The following is a 19,886-nucleotide window of genomic DNA, read 5'->3' on the forward strand; positions in this document are numbered from 1 at the left end:
CCCCGGCCTCGCTACCGATGCCCGGCGGTGCCGTCACCGAGTTCGCGCGCCAGGATAGCGGCCTGTACGCGCGACCGCATCCCCAGCTTCGTGAGAACACGCGAGACGTGTGTTTTCACCGTGGTCTCGCTGATGAACAGCCGCGTCGCGATCTGGGCGTTGGACAGCCCGCCGCCCAGGCAGTCGAACACCTGTTTCTCCCGGCCGGTGAGGTCGGCCATACCCGGAGGCGGTTGCGGAGCCCGTTCGGACGGCGTGCCGGCGAAGGCGTCGATCACCGCGCGGGTGACCTCCGGTGCCAGTACGCCCTCGCCCGCGGCGACAGCGCGGACCGCATCGACGAGCGCCGGTCCCGACGCCGATTTCAGCACGAAACCCGCGGCGCCCGCGCGCAGGCTGCGGAACACGTACTCGTCCAGGTCGAAAGTGGTGAGGACGAGAACCCGGGCCAGCCCCGCGTCGGTGACCCGGGTCGTCGCGGTGATGCCGTCCACCCCGGGCATCCGCACATCCATCAGCACCACATCCGGCCGTAGGGCGCGGGCCTGAGATACCGCGACGTCCCCGTCGGCGGCCTCACCGACGACCTCGATATCGCCGGCCGCGTCCAGGATCATGCGCAGACCGGCGCGGATCGCGGCATGATCGTCGGCGATGAGCACCCGGACCGTCACCGCGGGTCACCCGCGGTCTCGGGGACCGCGACCAGGGGGAGCCGGGCCCGTACCCACCAGGCACCGGCTTCCGGGCCCGCCCGCAACGTTCCGCCCAGCGCGGTCGCGCGCTCGCGCATATTCGTGAGTCCGCGCCGGTCGGCATCGGCCGGACCGGCCTGCGCCGGTGGTGATCCGCCGGTCAGAGCGTTGCGTATTGTCACCGTCAACGCAGCGGACTCGGCGCGTACGTCGATGTCCACCGGCTGCCCGGGTGCGTGCTTCATCACATTGGTCACCGCTTCCTGAACGATTCGGTAGGCCGCCTGATCGACCGCGCCGGCCGGTACGGTCGCGCCCAGGTCCAGCTGGACCCGGACCGGCATGCCCGCCTGCCGGGCGGCGGCCACCAGCCCCGGTAACTGAGCGAGTCGCCCCGGCGCGGCGGTCTGGTCGGCATCGTCGTCGCGGCCCAGCAGGCCGATCATCGTCCGCATCTCCCGCAGCGCTTCGACGCTGTTGGTGCGGATGGAGCCCAGCACCCCGGCCAGCCGCGGGTCGGCGGTGCCGTCGAGGATGCCCAGCGCCGCTTCGGACTGCAGCGCGATCGCCGACAGATGACCGGCGATCACATCGTGCAGATCGCGGGCCATGGCCTTGCGTTCGTCGGTCACCGCCGCCTGCCTGTCCAGTTCGGCGACCAGCGATTGCGCGCGAGCGCGAGCCCGTTCGGCGTCGGCGGTCTCCTTGTGCGCGCGCACGGTCAGGCCCCACCACAGCGAGGTGCCGACGAATGCCGCCGCGAGAACCAGGGCCAGCGACATCAGATGCCAATCGCCGGTGATCGCCAGCACGACCCCTGCCGCAGTCGCCGAGAGCGCCAGCCAGGCCACCACCGCACCTTGCATCTGGCGCCGGGTGCCGTACACCACCGCCGCGTAGATGAGATCGGTGTAGACGAGCCAGATCGGCAGCGTCGGACCGAGCGAGAGATCCAGTGCCAGCGGTACCAGCCCCAGCACCATGGCCGTGATCGGTGCCCGGCGCCGCACCAGCAGGGCCGAACTCGCCAGCGCGAGAATCACGATGCGGGGCCACAGCGGGCCCGCCTCCGCCTCGGCGGCGAACATCATGTTGAAACCGGCCAGATACAGCAGTAGGCCGAACAGGAACCACCCGCCCGCGACGACGACGTCACGTGTCGTCGCCGATAACGCCGACCACCGTCCCATCCGTTCATCTCAGCACACCGATCCCCGTCCGGGCTCCATCGAAGTGATGAGCGGCGCCGGTACGGAGTGCCGAGGTCGCCGGGAACATCGGCGCATGCCGACCCGGCAACCGTTGTGCGGCGCACGGAGCCGGCGGCAGCGGTAGCCTGCGAATGGACGGTGTATTTCGGCCGCCCACGCGACCGGCACGGTGACCGATTCACCACCAACCGGCGATCGGGCGGTCCGCACGGACGGGATCCGGATGAAGGTCTACACCCAGCAGCTCGGTGGTACCAACCATCACTTCGACGGCCTCGTGGACGTACTTGCCAAGGCCACGCCTCGGCGTAGCGGCGACGAACTGGCCGGCTGCGCCGCGACCACCGATGCCGAGCGGGCGGCCGCCCAATGGGTGCTGGCCGAGGTACCGCTGGCCGAGTTCCTCGAACAGCCGGTTGTCCCCTACGAAACCGACGAGGTCACCCGGCTGATTCTGGACAGCCACGACCGTGCGGCGTTCGCTCCGATCGCGGCCCTGACCGTCGGCGATCTGCGGGACCGGCTGCTCGGCATCGCCGCAGGCGAGGGCACTGGCGACTCGGCCGCCACCCTTCGTGACCTCGCGCCCGGATTGACCCCGGAGATGGTCGCGGCGGTCAGCAAGATCATGCGGAATCAGGACCTGATCGCCGTCGCGCATGCCGCCCGGGTGAGTTCGGCTTTCCGGACCACCATCGGCGCCCCGGGCACGCTGGCCACCCGATTACAACCCAACCATCCCACCGACGACCGAGACGGTATCGCCGCCGCGATCCTGGACGGCCTGCTCCTCGGCTGCGGAGACGCCGTGATCGGTATCAATCCGGCCACCGATTCCCCCCGTGCGGCAGCGGAGCTGCTCAGGTTGCTCGACGAAATCCGGACCCGATTCGATATCCCGGCGCAGTCGTGCGTGCTGGCCCATGTCACCACCATGATCGAACTGATCTCGGCCGGAGCACCGGTGGATCTGGTGTTCCAGTCCATCGCCGGCACCGAGGCCGCCAATACCGCGTTCGGTGTGGATCTGGCCTTGCTGCGCGAGGCGAACGAAGCCGGGCGGTCGCTGCGTCGTGGCACGGTCGGCGACAATGTGATGTACCTGGAAACCGGCCAGGGCTCGGCGTTGTCCGCCGATGCGCACCGCGGAGCAGGCGGGAAGCCGGTGGATCAGCAGACCCTCGAGGCCCGCGCCTACGGGGTCGCCCGGGAACTGCGCCCGCTGCTGGTCAACACCGTGGTCGGTTTCATCGGCCCGGAGTACCTGTACGACGGGAAACAGATCGTGCGCGCGGGTCTCGAGGATCATTTCTGCGGCAAACTGCTGGGCCTGCCGATGGGTGTCGATGTCTGCTACACCAACCACGCCGAGGCCGACCAGGACGATATGGACACCCTGCTCACCCTGCTGGGGGCTGCCGGATGCGCGTTCGTCATCGCGGTTCCCGGCGCCGACGATGTGATGCTGGGCTACCAGAGCCTGAGTTTCCACGATGCGCTCTACGCGCGCCGGGTGCTGGGTCTGCGGCCCGCCCCGGAATTCGCGCAGTGGCTGGACCGGCTCGGGATGCTGGACGCGACGGGGCGGATCCTGCCCGTGGCGCCCGCCGCGTCGCCACTGCGGGCATTGACGGCGGGCCGATGACACCGGCCGGGCGCCGCCGACCACCGATAGGGGATCGATGAACGACGCGGAAACCCAGGCTTTCTGGCTCGGATTGCGGTCGCTCACCCAGGCGCGAATCGGTCTGGGCCGCGCCGGCGACGCGCTGCCTACCCGCCGTGTGCTGGAATTCGCGGCCGCGCACGCCGCCGCTCGCGACGCGGTGCACACTCCTCTCGACGTACCGGCGTTGAGCGCGCGGCTGGCCGAACTCGGAGCAGGTGATGCGGTGCACGTCGCCAGCCGGGCCCGCGACCGCGCCGAATATCTGCGCCGTCCCGACCTGGGACGCCTACCGGCGGTCGAACCGGACATGGCCGATCGGCTCCCGCGGCACGCCGGTGCCGAGATCGGCCTGGTCCTCGCCGACGGGCTGTCTGCCCGGGCACTGGCCGAACACGGTCCACCCACCGTCGCGGCCCTCCTCGCGGTGCTGGTCCCGCAGTATTCGATCGCGCCGCCGGTAGTGGCGACGCAGGCACGTGTGGCACTCGGCGATCATCTCGGTTCCGCACTGGGGGTTTCGACGGTACTGGTGCTGATCGGTGAACGCCCCGGTCTCTCGGTGGCCGACAGTCTCGGTATCTATCTGACCCATTTGCCGCGCCCCGGTCGCACCGACGCCGACCGCAACTGCGTCTCGAATATCCATCCGCCCGAGGGGCTGGGCTACCGCCGGGCGGCGGAGGTGATCGCCGTGCTCATCGACGGAGCCAGGCGGATCGGTCGCTCCGGCGTCGCACTGAAGGACACCTCCCGGGACGCGCTGTTTCCGAGGACGGCCGCTGCGTTACCGGCGAACGAGACCGGGTAGCCGCGCAACGGCCCCTGGACACTGCGGGAACCGATGGTTCCGGATGTGTCCAGGGGCCGCTGCGCGGGACTGCCGGAACTCAGTCCAGGTAGTCGCGCAGGACCTGCGACCGGCTGGGGTGCCGGAGCTTGCTCATGGTCTTGGATTCGATCTGCCGGATCCGCTCACGGGTGACCCCGTAGACCTGACCGATCTCGTCCAAGGTGCGCGGCTGGCCGTCGGTGAGACCGAACCGCAGCCGCACCACCCCCGCCTCACGTTCGGACAGGGTCTCCAGCACCGACTGCAGCTGATCCTGCAGCAGCGTGAAGCTGACCGCGTCCACCGCGACCACGGCCTCGGAATCCTCGATGAAATCACCGAGTTGGCTGTCGCCCTCGTCGCCGATGGTCTGGTCGAGCGAGATGGGTTCCCGGGCGTACTGCTGGATCTCCAGCACCTTCTCCGGGGTGATATCCATTTCCTTGGCCAGCTCCTCCGGGGTGGGCTCGCGGCCCAGATCCTGGAGCAGCTCGCGCTGGATTCGCCCGAGCTTGTTGATGACCTCCACCATGTGCACCGGGATACGGATGGTGCGCGCCTGGTCGGCCATGGCGCGGGTGATGGCCTGCCGGATCCACCAGGTGGCGTAGGTGGAGAACTTGTAGCCCTTGGTGTAGTCGAACTTCTCGACCGCACGGATCAGGCCCAGGTTGCCCTCCTGGATGAGATCCAGGAACGCCATACCGCGGCCGGTGTAGCGCTTGGCCAGCGAGACCACCAGGCGCAGGTTCGCCTCGAGCAGATGGTTCTTGGCGCGGTTGCCGTCGCGGATGATCCAGTTGAAATCGCGGCGCGTGGCCACGGGGAGTTTCTCCCCGGCCTCGGTGAACTCACGCATCTTCTCCGCGGCGTACAGCCCGGCCTCGATCCGCTTGGCGAGTTCGACCTCTTCCTCGGCATTGAGCAGCGCGACCTTGCCGATCTGCTTGAGGTATGCGCGTACCGAGTCGGCTGAGGCGGTGAGTTCGGCGTCCTTGCGCGCTTGGCGCAGTGCTTCGGACTCCTCCTCGTCCCAGACGAAATCGCCGGAGGCCTTGTCCGCTGCGGTGGGTTCGGATGTGCCGTCCGCCGCCTCGCTCTCGGTCTCCTCGGCAACCTCGGCTACGAGTTCGTCGCCCTCTTCGGCGAGATCGTCCTCGGAGACTTCCAGGTCGCCGAGATCTGCCTCTTCCAGCGAATCGTCGTCGAGCTGCTCCTCTCCCGCGCCTGGGGCGCCTGCGCTCCCGGCCTTCTTGGCCGGGGCTTTCTTGGCGGCTCCCTTCTTGGCAGCGGCCTTTTTGGCCGGAGCCTTCTTGGCGGCGGCCTTTTTGGCCGGAGCCTTCTTGGCCGCGGCTTTGCGCGCCGGGCGTGCCGCGGGAACTTCCGTGGCCTCGGCGTCGGCCGATTCGGCTGTCTGACGGGTATTCGTGGCTACCACGTACGCCCTTTCGTGACGGTCTCGTGCGGCGTCACGCCAGAGTAGTATTCCGGCGGAGCGGTCTGTCGGGTTTACCGGCTAAAACGCCGGTCGGGGGTCCGGCTCACCGCCGGGTGCTTTCATTGTAACGATCCGACCAGTGTGCCTTGACCTGTGGCGTGGACAACCTCAGGGGGTGATCCCGGCGTCGACGGCCATGGCCGCGCCGACGATACCCGCTGTGTTGCGCAGGTTCGCGGGGACCACGCGGGTACGGTTGGTGAGCAGGGGAATCCACTGGTCGGCGTCGCGGCTGATTCCGCCCCCGGCCACGAACACCGTCGGCCAGAAAAGATCCTCCAGACCGCTCAGCACCGTGCTGACTCGCGCGGCCCAGTCGGGGTAGCCGAGGTTCTCTCGCTCCTTGACCGAGGCGGCGGCCCGGTGCTCGGTTTCCATCCCGCCGATCTCGAGATGCCCCAGTTCGGTGTTCGGAACGAGTGAACCGTTGTTGAGCAGCGCGGAACCGATACCGGTACCGAAGGTCAGCAGGAGCACCAGGCCGTCGATATCGCGCGCCGCGCCGTAGCGGTCCTCGGCCAGCCCGGCGGCGTCGGCGTCGTTGAGCACGGTCACCTCCCGGCCGCCGAGAGCTGTCGCGAACAGTTCCCGGGCGTCGGTACCGATCCATGCCTTGTCGACGTTGGCGGCAGTGTGCGCGACACCGCCGAGGACCACACAGGGCAGGGTGAGACCGACCGGCCCGTCCCACTTCGCGGACTCGATCAACTCGGCCACGGCTGCCGCCACCGCGGCAGGGGTGGACGGACGCGGGGTCGCGATCTTGATGCGGTCGTGCACGAGCTCTCCGGTATCCAGGTCGACCGTGGCGCCCTTGACGCCGCTGCCGCCGATATCGATACCGAACGCGTGCCGTCGAACGGACATGCGGGTTCCCTCGTTCCCTGTGCTGGCCGATGTGGTCGTGCGCCGCACCGGTTTTCGTGTGGGCCGGGCCGCGCGGGAGGAATTCCGGACGGCGTCGACCGGCCACACGCGTCGCGCGGCCTCCTCCGGGGCCCGCACTCCGCCGATGTGGTGTGCACGACAAGGGTAATGCGCGTGCCCGGATGCCCCGACCGCAGGATCTGTGCTGCGATGGAGGGCGTGCCGGAATCGATTTGGACTCTCACCGCTGCCACCGAACCCACCTCCGCCGATGCCACCGTGCTGCGCCGGATAGCCACCCATCTGGCCGGTCTCGCGGCCGCGCATGTCCGGGACCGCCGTCCCGAAGTCTTCGCCTCCACCGCTGCCGCGGAGGCTGCGGTCCGCACCAAGAGCACCCCGACCGACCCGGTGACCGTCGTCGATACCGAGACCGAACAGCTGATCCGCGACGAACTCGCCCGGCTGCGCCCCGATGACCACATCCTCGGCGAGGAGGGCGGCGGCGATCTGGCTGCCGCGGGTGACGACGAGGTGGTGTGGGTGGTGGACCCGATCGACGGCACCGTGAACTTCCTCTACGGGATCCCGGCGTACGCGGTGTCGGTTGCCGCGGTACGCGGCGGCCGACCGGTCGCCGGGGCCGTCGCCGACGTGGCCGCGTCGACGGTCTACACCGCCGCGTCCGGGGCGGGGGCGCTGCGGATCGGGCCGGACGGCACCGATACGCCGTTGCGCTGCAATCCGGTGGAGTCCGTGCGGTTGGCGCTGGTCGCCACGGGGTTCGCCTACGGAGTCTCCCGGCGGACCCGGCAGGCAGCCCGCGTCGCCGAGCTGCTGCCGCATGTACGGGATATCCGCCGGATCGGCGCGGCAGCACTGGATCTGTGCATGGTCGCCGAGGGGCGGGTGGACGCACACTACGAACACGGCCTGAACCCGTGGGACTGGGCGGCCGGTGCGCTGATCGCGGCCGAGGCCGGTGCGGTGCTGCGACTGCCGGCGCTACCCACCACCGGCGCCGACGGAGCACTCGTGGTGGCCGCGGCACCCGGTATCGGGGACGAACTGTTCGCGCTGCTCGACCACCTCGGTGTATCCGCTCCGATCCCCGAGGTCTGACCGCCCGGAGCGGGCGGTCGGTCGATCAGCAGCGGGCGGTTCGGGCCGCCGCGAGCATATCGGGGTCGATGGCGGGACTCTCCCCGCTGACCGGGTTCTTCAGTAGCCGCAGAACCTCTTCGGCGTCGTTGTTCGGCTGGAGGTCGCCGCCGAACAGGGATCCCAGCACCAGATCGACGGTCTCGTCGGACCGCTTGTCTTCGACGAGCTCGGCGCACGGGACCGCGAGCTGTACCGCGGCCGCGACCGGGCGGCCGTTCTCACCGAACCGGATCTGCCCGGTGCATTCCAAGTCACCGTTTGCGTATACCGAATCGTTACCATAAGGGTCGCCGGGCGGGCTGCCGAAACCCAGATCACCGAGCTGTGCCGCGACATGCGCGGCCTGACCACGCTGACCGTTGGCGTTCAGGACACGTACCTTCGTGCCCCCCGTCGGGGCCGGCTCCACGTCCCCGAGGCGACTCGAGCCGACCCGCTGCCCGGGCAGCGGCTGTGGGCCGGCTTTGGGATCGGTCGCGGGGGTCGGCGAACTGCACGCCATCGGCGTGTGGTCGTCGTCGTTCGTGGTCAGTGCTTTTACCCACAGACCTGCGCAAACAACCACGAGCACGACGACGAGGATCAGCCACGGCCGCGGCCGTCGGCGCGGATATGGACGGCCTTTGGAATCCGTCGGACTGCCTTCGGTGATCAGTGAAACCACGTCGATACTGTACGTACCCCGACCCGGGCGCCGCGCATTACCCAGGCCGCTCCGGGCGCGTTACCGGGGCCGGTCACGGCGCGCTCCGGGGCGCATATCGATTGCCCAGCGGTTTCGACACGGCGGGGTTTCGATTGCGACATTTTCCGCACCGTCCGCTATTGTCTGCCCGCCCAGACCGAAATATCCATGAGTAAATCTGCGTTCGGTCGTGGGAACAAGCAGGGCAACTCATGCGTTGTCCGGACGCTATCAGAGGTGAGTCTGCCGGATTCGCCCTGATAGAGGACCGGTGCGGGTGTGAAGTGCACCACCGGCGGGGCGGCGGGCGCAGTCGAGAGACGGCGTGTGCCGATCCGGATATACGGAGTAAGGACGAGGGGAAGACGACATGGCAACCGACTATGACGCACCGAGGCGCACCGAATCCGACGAGGTCTCGGAGGATTCGCTGGAGGAGCTGAAGGCTCGTCGCAACGAGGCACAGTCCGCCGTCGTGGATGTCGACGAATCCGATACCGCGGAGTCGTTCGAGCTCCCCGGCGCGGACCTGTCCGAGGAAGTGCTGACGGTTCGGGTTATCCCGAAACAGGCCGACGAGTTCACCTGCTCGAGCTGTTTCCTGGTACACCACCGCAGCCGGCTGGCCAGCGAAAGCGGCGGTCAGCTCATCTGCATGGATTGCGCAGCCTGAGCGGTACGTGCGGTCATTCCGCGCTCGGGATCCCGAGCGCGGCAAGGACCGCTGCGGGCCGCCGCGTGCTGACCAGCCAGTAGGGCGTCGGGTCGTCGGGATCGTCGAGCACCAGCAGCACGAGGGTGCCGATCCACGGGCGGTGCTGGACGTAGGCCGCAGGATCGAGCTGACGGCCCAGCGCCGCACTTCTGGCGCTCTCGGGCACCACGGTCGCGCGAGCGACGAACGACACCGGCAGATGGGCCCGGTCCACGCGCAGTTCGGGCGTGCCCGTCGCGTCCGGTGCGACCTCGAGACGATGCCGACTCATCCACAGCAGCACCCAGACGGGCACCGGGAACAGCAGGACATACGGCAGCCAGGCCCGCAGGCCGGGTGCACCCATATGGATCTCCGCGGCGAGTAGACCGGCGAGGGCGAAGCCCACCGGCCACCACCACAGCGGGACCCAGAGACGCTCACGATGAGTGGGTGTCTGCGGTCGAGTGCGGTGCTCGTCAGCGCGCACTGCGAGGTGCTCGTCAGCGCCCCCGGCGCGACGCTCGTTTTCGCGTTCCGCGAGGTGCTCGGTTTCGGTGGGTCGAGGCTGGTCGGACACGACTCAACACTAAGCGACACTGGCGCCGGGCCTGCGCGTAGGCTGGTCGGACGTGAACGCACTCTCACCGATACCGCTGCTCCGGCTGGACCCCGGGATTCCCATGCCGACGCGCGCCCACGAAGGCGACGCGGGTGTGGATCTGTGCACCGCCGAGGATGTCGTCCTGGAGCCGGGGGAACGGGTACTGGTCGGTACCGGTATCGCCGTCGCGCTGCCGGTGGGCACCGTGGGCCTGATCCATCCCCGCTCCGGGCTGGCGGCCAAGGCCGGACTATCCGTGGTGAACACACCGGGGACCGTCGACGCCGGGTATCGGGGCGAGATCAAGGTGTGCCTGATCAACCACGATCCGCGCACTCCCATCGAATTGCGCCGTGGCGACCGGATCGCGCAGCTGCTGGTGCAGCGGGTGGAACTGGTTGATTTCGTGGCGGTGGATCGACTCGACGAGTCGGCACGCGGTGCGGGCGGTCACGGATCCAGCGGGGGACACGCGAGTTTGACGCCGGGCGGGGCGGACGCCGCCGACGGCAAGGAGGCCTGACATGTTCGGACGACGGAAATCCGGCGGACGCAGATCCGAGGACGGGCAGGACACCGGCGAATACAGCACCGGCGAGTACGAAACCGGCGAATACGAAGATTACGACGAGGGCGGTTACCACCGCGCCGACTACGACGAGTCCTACAGCGACGAGGGTGACGAGAGCTACGACGACGGATACGGCGGCGCCGCCTACAGCGACGCCTACGACGCCGCGATCGATGATCCCGATACCGAACCCCAGCGGCGCGGCCCCTACGACTACGACGATGTCGCCGAGGTGCTGGAGAACTTCACCGATACCCGGCTCGATCTGGGTTCGGTGATCCTGCCGGTGCCGCCCGGCGGCCAGTTGCAGGTCGAGATGACCCCGCAGGGCACGCCGCAGGCGGTCCATCTGGCCACCGAACACGGCCGCATCACCGTGGCGGCCTACGCCGCGCCGAAATCGAAGGGCCAGTGGCGTACGGTCGCCGCCGACCTCGCGGAATCGCTGCGCAAGGACGGTGCTCGGGTCTCGGTGGAGAAGGGTCCGTGGGGCCGGGAACTGGTGGCGGTCACCGAGGGCGCGGATCTGCGGTTCATCGGTGTGGACGGGTACCGCTGGATGATCCGGCTGGTAGCGGCGGGACCGTCCGGTTCGGCCGCGGCGGGTGGTCCACTGGTCGTGGCGGCACGTACGGTGCTGAGCGAAACGATCATTCGGCGCGGTATCGACGCGCTCCCGGTGCGCGAACCGCTGCCGGTGGTCCTACCGCAGCAACTCGCCGAACAGCTCACCGCCGCCCACCAGCAGCAGCAACAGCAGGCCCAGCAGCAGGTGGCGACCCCGCCACCCAGCGCCCGGCCCTCGCCGACGCCCGCGGTGCTGCCGCCCCAGCAGCCCCAGCAGCCGCGGCGCGGTGCCGAGGGTTCGGCGATGCAGCAGCTCGGCCGGAACTGATCGATCGCGGTCCCGGTCCCGGGCGGGGCAGGGACCGCGTGGCGTCAGGCGAGGTGCCGCAGGGCCAGCCGGCCCACGACGGCCGGATCGGCGCCGAGTTCGGCCAACGTCACCTCGTCGAGCGCCGAGCGGGGCGCCCGCCGCGCCCATTCCCGTCCCACCGCCAGCGGATGGACCGGATCGTCCGTCGCAGCGATCACCGCCAGCGGGACGGCCAGCGCGTCGAGTAAGGCGGGTTCGGGCCATTTGTACTGGGCGGCTTCCTCCAGTGCGCCCGGCAGCCCGGGCCACTGCGACCGCCACGACCGGGTCAGCGCGTCGGCCAGCCAGGCGGGGCTTCCGGCCCGCATACGAGCGATCACCGGTTCCAGCCCCTCGGCGCGCAGTTGCGCCGCCGTCATCGCGGCGCTGAGGGTCGCGGGGCAGTCCGCGGTATCGGGGCCCGTCCACGCGGGTAGTGCCGCGACGACGCAACTGACATCGGCCGGGTCTCGGCCGGCGGCCCATTCGACGGCGACCGCAGCCCCGAGTGAAATCCCGGCCGCCAGCACGGGCCCGCGGGCCGCGGCACTGTCCAGGGCTGTGCGATAACTCTCGATCACCGCGTCCGGATCAGGGTCGACGGCAAGGAAATCGAGTCCGGCGGCGGCGGATGCGGGGCCGAACGCGCGGCGCGCGAAGCATGCGTCGGAACCGGTCCCGGGCAGAGCGACGACGACAGCCGGACGTGGGGAATCGAACACCGGACCGAGCGTAGCGGTGCCGCCGGTACCCATCTACAGTGGCGGGTACGGCCACAGCCGGGCCGTAGCAGGAAATTCGGATGATGTGCGATCCATATCATCCGCGCACAGGAGAGCAGGCGATGTCTTCCGCGGCAGGAAGAAAAGCGGGCGCCAAGTCCGCGACCGGATATTTTCGCAGGCTCGGCCGCAGATTGACCGAGGATCTCGATCAGCTCGACGCCGAGGAGCTGGCGGAGACGGCGGACGCCTCGGGCGCCTGTCGGGTGTCGGAGTGCCGGCGTGGCGAGGAGGCGACGATGTTGGGTCGTCTACGCAGCGTCGACTCCTGTCCCCAGGCCACGGGCGCGAGCGTGCAGGCGGAGTTCTTCGACGGCACCGATGCCATCACCCTGGTGTGGATCGGCCGGCGCCGAATCCCCGGTATCGAATCGGGACGGCGCATCATGGTGCGCGGCCGGATCGGGGAGCGTGAAGGCCGTAAGGTGATCTTCAACCCCTACTACGAATTGCGCGGAAACAGCTGACGTATGCCATCGAGCGACGAGTACGCCACCACGCGACTGCCCCGAGTCGAGGCCGCTGCGGATTCTCCGCCGACCGAGGGCTCCACCGACGACACCCGTGAGGAACCGGCCCAGCAGACGTTGCTGGAACAGCTGGGCGGTTTCGGCGGCCTGATCTATTCGACGCTGCCGGTACTGATCTTCGTGCCGGTGAACACTTTGTTCGGGCTCGCCGCGGCGATCTGGGCAGCTCTCGGGGTGGCGGCCGCGATTCTGGTGTGGCGGCTGGCGCGCCGCGAGCCGATCCAGCCGGCGATCTCCGGTTTCATCGGGGTGGGTATCTGTGCCCTGATCGCCTGGCGGGTGGGGGAGGCCAAGGGCTTCTTCCTGTTCGGCATCTACACCAGCCTGATCTACGGCGCCGCGTTCCTGATCTCGATCCTGATCCGCCGGCCGCTGGTCGGTGTGGTGTGGGGCGTGCTCAACGGTCACGGCGGCGACTGGCGCGGCGACTCGCGGGTGGTCCGTCTCTACGACATCGCGACCATCGCCTGGGCTCTGGTATTCGGCGCTCGTTACCTGGTCCAGCATCACCTCTACGACGCGGACAGCACGGGCTGGCTGGCCGCCGCGCGGATCGCGATGGGCTGGCCGCTCACCGCCGTCGCACTGGGGGTGACGGTCTGGGCGGTGCGCCGCGCCGGGCATCTGCCCACGGCCTCCGGGCGGCATTCCGCCACCGCGGACTGAGTCCGGATCCGGACCGTATCCGGAGGAGCGGGCCACGGTGATCCGGAAGGGTGGACCAGGACCCACCCTTTGGTGTCTATCTCCGGGCCGCCGTTCATCGGACGATCGTCTACAGGAAGACGATCTGCCGAGAGGACTGGCGAATGCGAACCGAGCAGCACGCGATCACACGCCCGGAGCGGGGGTACGAGCATCCGGTACGGTCCCAGAGCCGCCGGGTATCCGCGGAACTGGAAATCCTCGTCCCGGCGGCGGCCGCGGGCGACCCCGCGGCTGTGGCCGAGATCCTGCGACTGATCCAGCCCCCGGTGCAGCGCTACTGCCGGACCCGCCTCGGTAACGCGACCCATCTGCACGTCACCGCCGACGATGTGGCGCAGGAGGTGCTGATGGCGACGGTGCAGGCGATCGGGCGCTACCGGGATCAGGGGAAATCGTTCCTCGCGTTCGTGTACGGGATCGCGGCGAACAAGGTGTCCGATGCCTTCCGGGGTGCACAGGTCCACCCGGCCTACCCTGTGGCCGAGTTTCCCGAAGCGGTGTCGACCGCGGCCGGCCCGGAGGAGCGGGCACTGGCCGCCGAACGTGGGGACCTGGCCCGTGAACTGATGCAGCAGCTCAACCCCGTGCACCGCAAGGTGCTGGTGATGCGGATCGTGCTGGGCTGGAGCGCTGCCGAGACCGCAGCGGCGATCGGCACCACCCCCGGCGTCGTCCGGGTCATGCAGTATCGGGCGCTGAACAAACTGCGTTCACGCGCCGCGCAGCCGGTCGCCGCCTGACATCTGAGCCCAGGAACGGGCCGAATGCTGTCGGGTGGTCAGTATTCGGCGTCCTGAGCCGGCGTCAGACCCGTGGTGTGGCCACTCGTCGGCTCCATACCGTGCGGGGCCAGCACCGCGCGCAGTTCCTCCTCGGCGGTCGCGGAAACCACGAACAGCAGTTCGTCGTCGCCCTCGAACGGGTCGTCGGGCTGCGGCACGATGACCCGGCCGCCGCGCAGGATGGTGACCAGCGCGGAATCACGCGGCAGTTTCAGGCTGCGTACCGGCTTCCCGGCCAGCGTCGTATCCGGCGGCAGCGTGAGTTCGACCAGGTTGGCCTGGCCCTGCCGCAAGGTCATCAACCGGACGAGATCACCCACCGACACCGCTTCCTCTACGAGGGAGGCGAGCAGGCGTGGGGTGGAGACAGCCACATCGACCCCCCACGAATCGTCGAACAGCCATTCGTTGCGTGGATCGTTGACCCGCGCGACCACCCGGCGGACACCGAACTCGGTTTTCGCCAGCAGGCTGTGCACGAGATTGGCCTTGTCGTCGCCTGTTGCGGCGATGACCACCTCGTAGTCCTCCAGACCGGCGTCCTCGAGCAGCGCGAGTTCGCAGGCGTCGGCATGTACCCAGATCGCTTCGGGCACCGAATCACGGTCGATATGGTCGAGCTGGCGTTCGAGCAACATCACATTGTGTCCCGAACGCAGTAGTTCGCGAGCGATGGAGCGGCCGACGGCCCCGGCTCCGGCAATGGCCACTTTCATGATCAGTCCTTGTCGGCTGGAGGTTTCGCGGCCAGCGCGACGGCCTCACCTGCGGAACCGGAGGTGGCGGCCACGTACACGATATCGTCGGCCTGGACGACGGTTCTGGCGTCCGGCAGGTTGCCCTGCCCGAACCGGATGACGAACGCTACCCGCGCGCCGGTGGCGTCCTCGAGTTCGCTGACCGTGCGCCCGTACCAGTCCTCGTGCAGGAGGAGTTGGGCGACGGCCACGGTCCCCGTGGGATCCCGCCACGTGGTGGTGCCCGCGTCGCCGATGAGGGTGTGCAGGAACCGGTCGGTCGTCCAGGGAACTGTCGCGATGGTCGGGATTCCGAGCCGCTCGTAGACGGCCGCCCGTTTGGCGTCGTAGATGCGGGCGACCACCCGCTCGATACCGAACATCTCCCGCGCCACCCGGGCGGAGATGATGTTGGAGTTGTCACCCGAGGAGACCGCCGCGAAGGCGCCGGCCCGTTCGATGCCCGCCCGGCGCAGTACATCGCGGTCGAAACCGACGCCCACGACCTGCTCACCGGGGAAATCCGCGCCCAACCGCCGGAACGCGTCGGGGTTGCGGTCGATCACGGCGACCTCGTGACCTATCCGGACCAGGGCACGGGCCAGCGACGCCCCCACCCGGCCGCATCCCATGATCACCACGTACACGGTGAACCTCGCTCCTGACTCGGTCTGCCCTACGGCAAGTGAAACTGCCTTGTAGCTGCTGCGAGAACGAACCGTACTCGCTGGTTCTCGCCCTCAGCCACGTTCCCCCCGCAGGGGGTGGTCAAACCCCGCCTTCCGGTGATGCCTGGCAGCACCGCGGAGCGCGGGGGCTTATGCTCCGTCCAGTGTCGAAGTTGACGACCGCCACCAAGCGTCTTGTGCTGGGGCGGCCATTCCGTAGTGACTCCCTGGGCCACACCCTGCTGCCGAAACGAATCGCGCTGCCGGTGTTCGCCTCGGACGCGATGTCCTCGGTCGCGTACGCGCCCGAGGAGATCTTCCTCGTGCTGTCGGTGTCCGGACTCGCCGGTTACGCCTACGCTCCGTGGCTCGGATTGGCCGTCGCGGTCGTGCTGGTCATCGTGGTCACCAGCTATCGCCAGAACGTGCACGCCTACCCGTCGGGCGGCGGTGATTTCGAGGTGGTCACCACCAATCTCGGCGCCACGGCCGGTTTGACGGTCGGCAGTGCCCTGCTGGTGGACTACGTCCTGACCGTCGCGGTCTCGATATCGTCGGCCGCGTCGACGATCGGTTCGGCGATCCCGTTCATCGCCACCCACAAGGTGTTGTTCGCGGTGGCCGCCATCGCGTTGATCACCGCGATGAACCTGCGCGGGGTGCGTGAGTCCGGGCGGTTGTTCGCACTGCTGTCGTATGCCTTCCTGTTCGGGATGTTCACCATGCTGGTGTGGGGGCTGATCCGGATCTTCGTTCTGGACCACGAAGTGCGCGCCGAATCGGCATCCTTCGAACTGCGTGCCGAGGACGAACATCTGGCCGGCTTGGCGCTGATCTTCTTGCTCGCGCGCGCCTTCTCTTCCGGATGTGCGGCGCTCACCGGTGTCGAGGCGATCAGCAATGGGGTTCCGGCGTTCCGGAAACCCAAATCACGTAATGCCGCGACCACACTGCTGATGCTGGGTGCGATCGCCATCGTGTTGCTGCTCGGCATGATCGTGCTCGCCCGGCAGGCGCATGTGGTGTTCGCCGAGCGTCCCGAACAACTCGTCGGCGCACCGGAGGGATACCACCAGAAAACGCTGATCGCGCAGATCGCGCATGCGGTTTTCAGTGGTTTCACCCCGGGCTTCTACTTCGTCGCCGTCGTGACCTCGGTCATCCTGGTGCTCGCCGCCAATACCGCCTTCAACGGGTTCCCGGTCCTCGGCTCGGTCCTGGCGCAGGCCCGGTTCCTGCCCCGCCAGCTGCACACTCGCGGGGACCGGCTCGCGTTCAGCAACGGGATATTGTTCCTGGCCATCGGCGCGATCGCGTTCGTCATCGCCTTCGACGCGGAAGTGACCCGGCTGATCCAGCTCTACATCATCGGCGTCTTCGTCTCGTTCACTCTGAGCCAGACCGGCATGCTGCGGCACTGGTCCCGGTTGCTGAGCAGGGAGACCGATCCGATCGAACGCCGCCGGATGATCCGCTCCCGGGCCATCAACGCGCTCGGGCTGGTGGCCACCGGCGCCGTGCTGGTGATCGTGCTGATCACGAAATTCTTCGCCGGCGCCTGGATCGCGATCGTGACCATGGCGGTGATCTTCGTGATCATGAAGATGATCCACCACCACTACAACTCGGTAGCGCGGGAACTCGAGGAACACGAATGGGACGGCGTGCTCCCGAGCCGCACCCATTCGATCGTTCTCGTGTCGAAGCTGCATCTCCCGACGCGCCGGGCCCTGGCCTACGCCCGGGCCGGGCGGCCGGACACGCTGGAGGCGATCACGGTGAACGTCGACGAGGACGACACCCGCGCGCTCGTACGGGACTGGGAGAACAGCGACAATCCGGTTCCGCTGAAGGTGATCGAATCGCCTTACCGCGAGATCACCAAACCGGTGCTCGACTACGTGAAGCGGGTGCGCAAGGACGCGCCGCGCGATGTGGTGACGGTCTTCATCCCCGAATACGTGGTGGGGCACTGGTGGGAGCAGGTACTGCACAATCAGAGCGCGCTGCGGTTGAAGGGCCGGTTGTTGTTCGAACCGGGTGTGATGGTGACCAGCGTGCCGTGGCAGCTCAGTTCCTCGGCTCGCGCCCGGGTGGCGGGCGAACCCGCGGCGCCGGGAGCGGTACGTCGCGGATATGGAGACAACGGGTGAGGTTCGCATGAGTTCCTGGCGTGATCGTGTGCTCTCGGTACGGCTCGGACAACCGGGACACGGAGGATTCTGTGTGGCCCGCCACGAGGGCCGGGTGATGTTCGTGCGGCACGGCCTGCCCGGCGAACTGGTGCGGGCCCGGGTCACCGAGGATCGGGGCGGCTCGTTCTGCCGGGCCGATGCCGTGGAGATCGTCGAGCCTTCACCGGACCGAGTGCCGGCCGGCTGTCCGGTATCGGGGCCGGGCGGGGCGGGGTGCTGTGATTTCTCCTACGCCACCGCGTCGGCGCAGCGCCGCCTCAAAGCCGCGGTGGTGGCCGAGCAACTGAGCCGGATCACCGGAATCGAGCGCGCGGTCGACGTGGAACCCATCACCGGATCCGGTGACGATACCGGCGGCTGGCGGACCCGGATCAGGCTGGCGGTGGACGCCGCGGGCAGGGCAGGCGTGCACCGCTACCGCAGCACCGGTGTGCTGACCGATCTGCGCTGCCCGCAGCCGGTGCCGGGAGCCCTGGACGGTATCGATTCGAGCCGTTGGACACCCGGTGCGGAGCTGGTGATCGCGATCGATGACACCGGAGCCCGGCATATCGTCGAAATCGCCCCACCGGAGACCGGTCGCCGCGGCGGCCGGTCCGGGCCGGGTGGCCGCGCGGACAGGAGGGCGGGCGGCTCGCGTGGGCCGCGGTCCGGCTCCGATCGCGCGGCCGCGGCGGGCACGGAGCCGGGGACACCGGGTGCGCAACGCCGTCGCACTGCGGCCCGGCGGGCCGCCGCCCGTACCGACCGCGACGAATGGGTGGTCGAGGGTAGCGGCCGGGCCGTTCAGTACGTGTCGGGCCGTCGCTGGGAGGTTTCCGCGGCAGGGTTCTGGCAGGCGCATCGCGGTGCCGCACAATGCTATTCGGATATCGTCGCCGAGTGGGCCGATCCGGGAACCGGCGCGACCGCCTGGGATCTGTACAGCGGCGCGGGGGTCTTCGCGGCGCGGCTTGCCGAACAGGTCGGATCCACCGGCGCGGTGCTTGCCCTGGAATCCGCGTCGGCCGCGGTCGCCGATGGGAAAGCCGCCCTCGCGGACCTGCCGTGGCTGGAACTCCGGACCGGCCGGGTCGAAGCGTGGACCGCCGGGCACCGCGGGGCGCGGCCGCGGGCCGTCGTGCTCGATCCGCCGCGGGCCGGCGCGGGCAAATCCGTGGTGCACGCTGTGACCGCCGCCGAACCGGACCGGATCGTGCACATCGGTTGCGATCCGGCGTCGTTCGCTCGCGATCTGCGCCTCTACCTGGAGGCCGGATACGCGCTGAGCGCGCTGCGCGCCTTCGATGCCTTCCCCGCCACCCATCACGTGGAATGCCTTGCGCTCCTGGAACGCTGAAGTCGACCGGGCGAATTCGGTGAGCTGCTACGTCAGTTGCCAGGTGGCGCGCAGCGTGGCGGTGACCTCGGCTTCGCCGGATTCGATCGGCACCGCCGCCGGGGCGGACGCGGCGACCATCCGGATACCGCCGGGGTCGGCGGGCTGTTGCGGCGGCGGGGCGCTGGTGTGTTCGGTGATCTCGAGCACGGGCCCCAGTTCGCGAGCGGCGCGGCGCGCGTACTGCCGGGCCTTGTCGAGCGCGTTGTCCCACGCGGCGTCCCGGGCGCGCTCCAGCAGCCGCTCCCGGTCGGCGAAAGTGTGCCGCAGACCGCCCAGCCGCGCGTCGTCACCGCCCGCCGCCACGGCATGGGCCACGATCTCCGACGGAGCCGGCCGTGCCGGATCGGCCGTGGCCGAGAGGTTGACCGTGAGCGTGCTGGACGCGATATAACCGATCACCCGCGAGGTGCCGTCCTGCCAGGCGGTATCCGACCGCACCGACAGCATGCCGGTACCGATATCGGAGGCCGGGACGCCGTCCTCGCGGAGTGCGGCCGTCAGCGCCGTCACACTCCGGCCTGCTCGGTCGTAGGCCAGGCTCACGGTGCTCGCGCGGCATTCGACGCCGACTGTCAGCACGATCGAGTCGGGGGCGGCGCGCACAGTGCCGTACCCGAATACGGTCACCGTCCCGGCCTGCGGCTGGGTCATCCGGTCTCCTCACGGTCGGTCTCCGGCGCCCGTCGGTGCGCCGCTGTCC

At 69.1% G+C, this 19,886-nt stretch carries 21 protein-coding genes; 11 read left to right on the top strand and 10 right to left on the bottom strand.

Annotation, left to right across the window (positions count from 1 at the left end):
* Positions 1 to 11: 11 nt before the first annotated feature.
* Together OG405_RS05530 and OG405_RS05535 are read right to left on the bottom strand one after the other, a co-directional pair.
* Positions 12 to 674 carry a response regulator transcription factor gene (locus OG405_RS05530; protein WP_327150548.1) on the bottom strand — a complete coding sequence of 221 codons (663 nt, stop codon included), beginning with the start codon at positions 672 to 674 and terminating at the stop codon, positions 12 to 14.
* Complete coding sequence (locus OG405_RS05535) at positions 671 to 1,885, bottom strand: sensor histidine kinase (protein ID WP_327150549.1); 1,215 nt, start codon at positions 1,883 to 1,885, stop codon at positions 671 to 673. The genes OG405_RS05530 and OG405_RS05535 overlap by 4 nt, the downstream gene beginning before the upstream one ends.
* A gap of 244 nt (positions 1,886 to 2,129) precedes the next feature.
* On the opposite strand from OG405_RS05535, the gene OG405_RS05540 reads away from it, so the two are divergent.
* Together OG405_RS05540 and eutC are read left to right on the top strand one after the other, a co-directional pair.
* Positions 2,130 to 3,551: an ethanolamine ammonia-lyase subunit EutB gene (locus tag OG405_RS05540; RefSeq protein ID WP_327150550.1), complete on the top strand. Its 1,422-nt coding sequence runs from the start codon at positions 2,130 to 2,132 to the stop codon at positions 3,549 to 3,551.
* A 37-nt stretch (positions 3,552 to 3,588) separates the two neighbouring features.
* Positions 3,589 to 4,383, top strand: a complete 795-nt coding sequence (gene eutC, locus OG405_RS05545; protein WP_327150551.1) for an ethanolamine ammonia-lyase subunit EutC — start codon at positions 3,589 to 3,591, stop codon at positions 4,381 to 4,383.
* A 79-nt stretch (positions 4,384 to 4,462) separates the two neighbouring features.
* Here eutC and OG405_RS05550 read toward each other — a convergent pair whose 3' ends face one another.
* Both OG405_RS05550 and ppgK read right to left on the bottom strand, forming a co-directional pair.
* Positions 4,463 to 5,842 carry an RNA polymerase sigma factor gene (locus OG405_RS05550; RefSeq protein ID WP_327150552.1) on the bottom strand — a complete coding sequence of 460 codons (1,380 nt, stop codon included), beginning with the start codon at positions 5,840 to 5,842 and terminating at the stop codon, positions 4,463 to 4,465.
* Between the two features lie 168 nt (positions 5,843 to 6,010).
* Complete coding sequence (gene ppgK, locus OG405_RS05555; RefSeq protein ID WP_327150553.1) at positions 6,011 to 6,769, bottom strand: polyphosphate--glucose phosphotransferase; 759 nt, start codon at positions 6,767 to 6,769, stop codon at positions 6,011 to 6,013.
* A gap of 210 nt (positions 6,770 to 6,979) precedes the next feature.
* Here ppgK and OG405_RS05560 point away from each other — a divergent pair, with 210 nt between their 5' ends.
* On the top strand, positions 6,980 to 7,891 hold the full coding sequence (locus OG405_RS05560) for an inositol monophosphatase family protein (protein WP_442790666.1): 912 nt from the start codon (positions 6,980 to 6,982) through the stop codon (positions 7,889 to 7,891).
* Positions 7,892 to 7,916: 25 nt separating this feature from the next.
* Here the strand turns inward: OG405_RS05560 and cei are convergent, their stop codons facing one another.
* Positions 7,917 to 8,597 carry an envelope integrity protein Cei gene (gene cei / locus OG405_RS05565; RefSeq protein WP_327150554.1) on the bottom strand — a complete coding sequence of 227 codons (681 nt, stop codon included), beginning with the start codon at positions 8,595 to 8,597 and terminating at the stop codon, positions 7,917 to 7,919.
* 391 nt (positions 8,598 to 8,988) lie between these two features.
* Between cei and OG405_RS05570 the strand changes: the two genes are divergently transcribed.
* Positions 8,989 to 9,291: a DUF4193 domain-containing protein gene (locus tag OG405_RS05570; protein ID WP_062995989.1), complete on the top strand. Its 303-nt coding sequence runs from the start codon at positions 8,989 to 8,991 to the stop codon at positions 9,289 to 9,291.
* 13 nt (positions 9,292 to 9,304) lie between these two features.
* Here the strand turns inward: OG405_RS05570 and OG405_RS05575 are convergent, their stop codons facing one another.
* Positions 9,305 to 9,802, bottom strand: coding sequence for a DUF3093 domain-containing protein (locus tag OG405_RS05575; RefSeq protein WP_327152229.1), 498 nt, complete (start codon positions 9,800 to 9,802; stop codon positions 9,305 to 9,307).
* A 142-nt stretch (positions 9,803 to 9,944) separates the two neighbouring features.
* On the opposite strand from OG405_RS05575, the gene dut reads away from it, so the two are divergent.
* Both dut and OG405_RS05585 read left to right on the top strand, forming a co-directional pair.
* Positions 9,945 to 10,439: a dUTP diphosphatase gene (dut, locus tag OG405_RS05580; protein ID WP_327150555.1), complete on the top strand. Its 495-nt coding sequence runs from the start codon at positions 9,945 to 9,947 to the stop codon at positions 10,437 to 10,439.
* A gap of 1 nt (position 10,440) precedes the next feature.
* On the top strand, positions 10,441 to 11,382 hold the full coding sequence (locus OG405_RS05585; protein ID WP_327150556.1) for a DUF3710 domain-containing protein: 942 nt from the start codon (positions 10,441 to 10,443) through the stop codon (positions 11,380 to 11,382).
* Between the two features lie 44 nt (positions 11,383 to 11,426).
* Here the strand turns inward: OG405_RS05585 and OG405_RS05590 are convergent, their stop codons facing one another.
* Positions 11,427 to 12,089, bottom strand: a complete 663-nt coding sequence (locus OG405_RS05590; RefSeq protein ID WP_327152230.1) for an alpha/beta hydrolase — start codon at positions 12,087 to 12,089, stop codon at positions 11,427 to 11,429.
* Positions 12,090 to 12,247: 158 nt separating this feature from the next.
* Between OG405_RS05590 and OG405_RS05595 the strand changes: the two genes are divergently transcribed.
* The 3 genes from OG405_RS05595 to shbA all read left to right on the top strand — a co-directional run bounded on the left by OG405_RS05595 (position 12,248) and on the right by shbA (position 14,163).
* The gene (locus OG405_RS05595; RefSeq protein ID WP_327150557.1) at positions 12,248 to 12,652 is read left to right on the top strand and encodes an OB-fold nucleic acid binding domain-containing protein; all 405 of its coding nucleotides are present in this window, start codon (positions 12,248 to 12,250) and stop codon (positions 12,650 to 12,652) included.
* Between the two features lie 3 nt (positions 12,653 to 12,655).
* Positions 12,656 to 13,381, top strand: coding sequence for a DUF3159 domain-containing protein (locus tag OG405_RS05600; RefSeq protein WP_327150558.1), 726 nt, complete (start codon positions 12,656 to 12,658; stop codon positions 13,379 to 13,381).
* Between the two features lie 143 nt (positions 13,382 to 13,524).
* Entirely contained in the window at positions 13,525 to 14,163 is a 639-nt protein-coding gene (gene shbA / locus OG405_RS05605; protein WP_327150559.1) for an RNA polymerase sigma factor ShbA, read from the top strand.
* 38 nt (positions 14,164 to 14,201) lie between these two features.
* Here shbA and OG405_RS05610 read toward each other — a convergent pair whose 3' ends face one another.
* Both OG405_RS05610 and OG405_RS05615 read right to left on the bottom strand, forming a co-directional pair.
* Positions 14,202 to 14,921 (bottom strand): potassium channel family protein, encoded by a 720-nt coding sequence (locus tag OG405_RS05610; RefSeq protein ID WP_327150560.1) that lies wholly within the window; start codon positions 14,919 to 14,921, stop codon positions 14,202 to 14,204.
* A gap of 2 nt (positions 14,922 to 14,923) precedes the next feature.
* On the bottom strand, positions 14,924 to 15,589 hold the full coding sequence (locus OG405_RS05615; protein WP_327150561.1) for a potassium channel family protein: 666 nt from the start codon (positions 15,587 to 15,589) through the stop codon (positions 14,924 to 14,926).
* A 185-nt stretch (positions 15,590 to 15,774) separates the two neighbouring features.
* Here OG405_RS05615 and OG405_RS05620 point away from each other — a divergent pair, with 185 nt between their 5' ends.
* Complete coding sequence (locus tag OG405_RS05620; RefSeq protein ID WP_327150562.1) at positions 15,775 to 17,763, top strand: APC family permease; 1,989 nt, start codon at positions 15,775 to 15,777, stop codon at positions 17,761 to 17,763.
* Between the two features lie 7 nt (positions 17,764 to 17,770).
* The gene (locus OG405_RS05625; RefSeq protein ID WP_327150563.1) at positions 17,771 to 19,144 is read left to right on the top strand and encodes a class I SAM-dependent RNA methyltransferase; all 1,374 of its coding nucleotides are present in this window, start codon (positions 17,771 to 17,773) and stop codon (positions 19,142 to 19,144) included.
* A 27-nt stretch (positions 19,145 to 19,171) separates the two neighbouring features.
* On the opposite strand, the gene OG405_RS05630 is transcribed toward OG405_RS05625, so the two are convergent.
* Positions 19,172 to 19,837: an SIMPL domain-containing protein gene (locus OG405_RS05630; RefSeq protein WP_327150564.1), complete on the bottom strand. Its 666-nt coding sequence runs from the start codon at positions 19,835 to 19,837 to the stop codon at positions 19,172 to 19,174.
* Between the last annotated feature and the right edge of the window lie 49 nt (positions 19,838 to 19,886).

Source organism: Nocardia sp. NBC_01329 (genome assembly GCF_035956715.1).
Lineage (GTDB): Bacteria > Actinomycetota > Actinomycetes > Mycobacteriales > Mycobacteriaceae > Nocardia.

Excerpts from the sequence above, each read along its gene's own strand:
- OG405_RS05535 (WP_327150549.1), bottom strand. The coding sequence starts at position 1,885 with ATGGGACGGTGGTCGGCGTTATCGGCGACGACACGTGACGTCGTCGTC.
- OG405_RS05610 (WP_327150560.1), bottom strand. The coding sequence starts at position 14,921 with ATGAAAGTGGCCATTGCCGGAGCCGGGGCCGTCGGCCGCTCCATCGCT.
- OG405_RS05570 (WP_062995989.1), top strand. The coding sequence starts at position 8,989 with ATGGCAACCGACTATGACGCACCGAGGCGCACCGAATCCGACGAGGTC.
- OG405_RS05595 (WP_327150557.1), top strand. The coding sequence starts at position 12,248 with ATGTCTTCCGCGGCAGGAAGAAAAGCGGGCGCCAAGTCCGCGACCGGA.
- OG405_RS05625 (WP_327150563.1), top strand. The coding sequence starts at position 17,771 with ATGAGTTCCTGGCGTGATCGTGTGCTCTCGGTACGGCTCGGACAACCG.
- eutC (WP_327150551.1), top strand. The coding sequence starts at position 3,589 with ATGAACGACGCGGAAACCCAGGCTTTCTGGCTCGGATTGCGGTCGCTC.
- OG405_RS05600 (WP_327150558.1), top strand. The coding sequence starts at position 12,656 with ATGCCATCGAGCGACGAGTACGCCACCACGCGACTGCCCCGAGTCGAG.
- shbA (WP_327150559.1), top strand. The coding sequence starts at position 13,525 with ATGCGAACCGAGCAGCACGCGATCACACGCCCGGAGCGGGGGTACGAG.
- ppgK (WP_327150553.1), bottom strand. The coding sequence starts at position 6,769 with ATGTCCGTTCGACGGCACGCGTTCGGTATCGATATCGGCGGCAGCGGC.
- OG405_RS05630 (WP_327150564.1), bottom strand. The coding sequence starts at position 19,837 with ATGACCCAGCCGCAGGCCGGGACGGTGACCGTATTCGGGTACGGCACT.
- OG405_RS05560 (WP_442790666.1), top strand. The coding sequence starts at position 6,980 with ATGGAGGGCGTGCCGGAATCGATTTGGACTCTCACCGCTGCCACCGAA.
- OG405_RS05540 (WP_327150550.1), top strand. The coding sequence starts at position 2,130 with ATGAAGGTCTACACCCAGCAGCTCGGTGGTACCAACCATCACTTCGAC.
- OG405_RS05585 (WP_327150556.1), top strand. The coding sequence starts at position 10,441 with ATGTTCGGACGACGGAAATCCGGCGGACGCAGATCCGAGGACGGGCAG.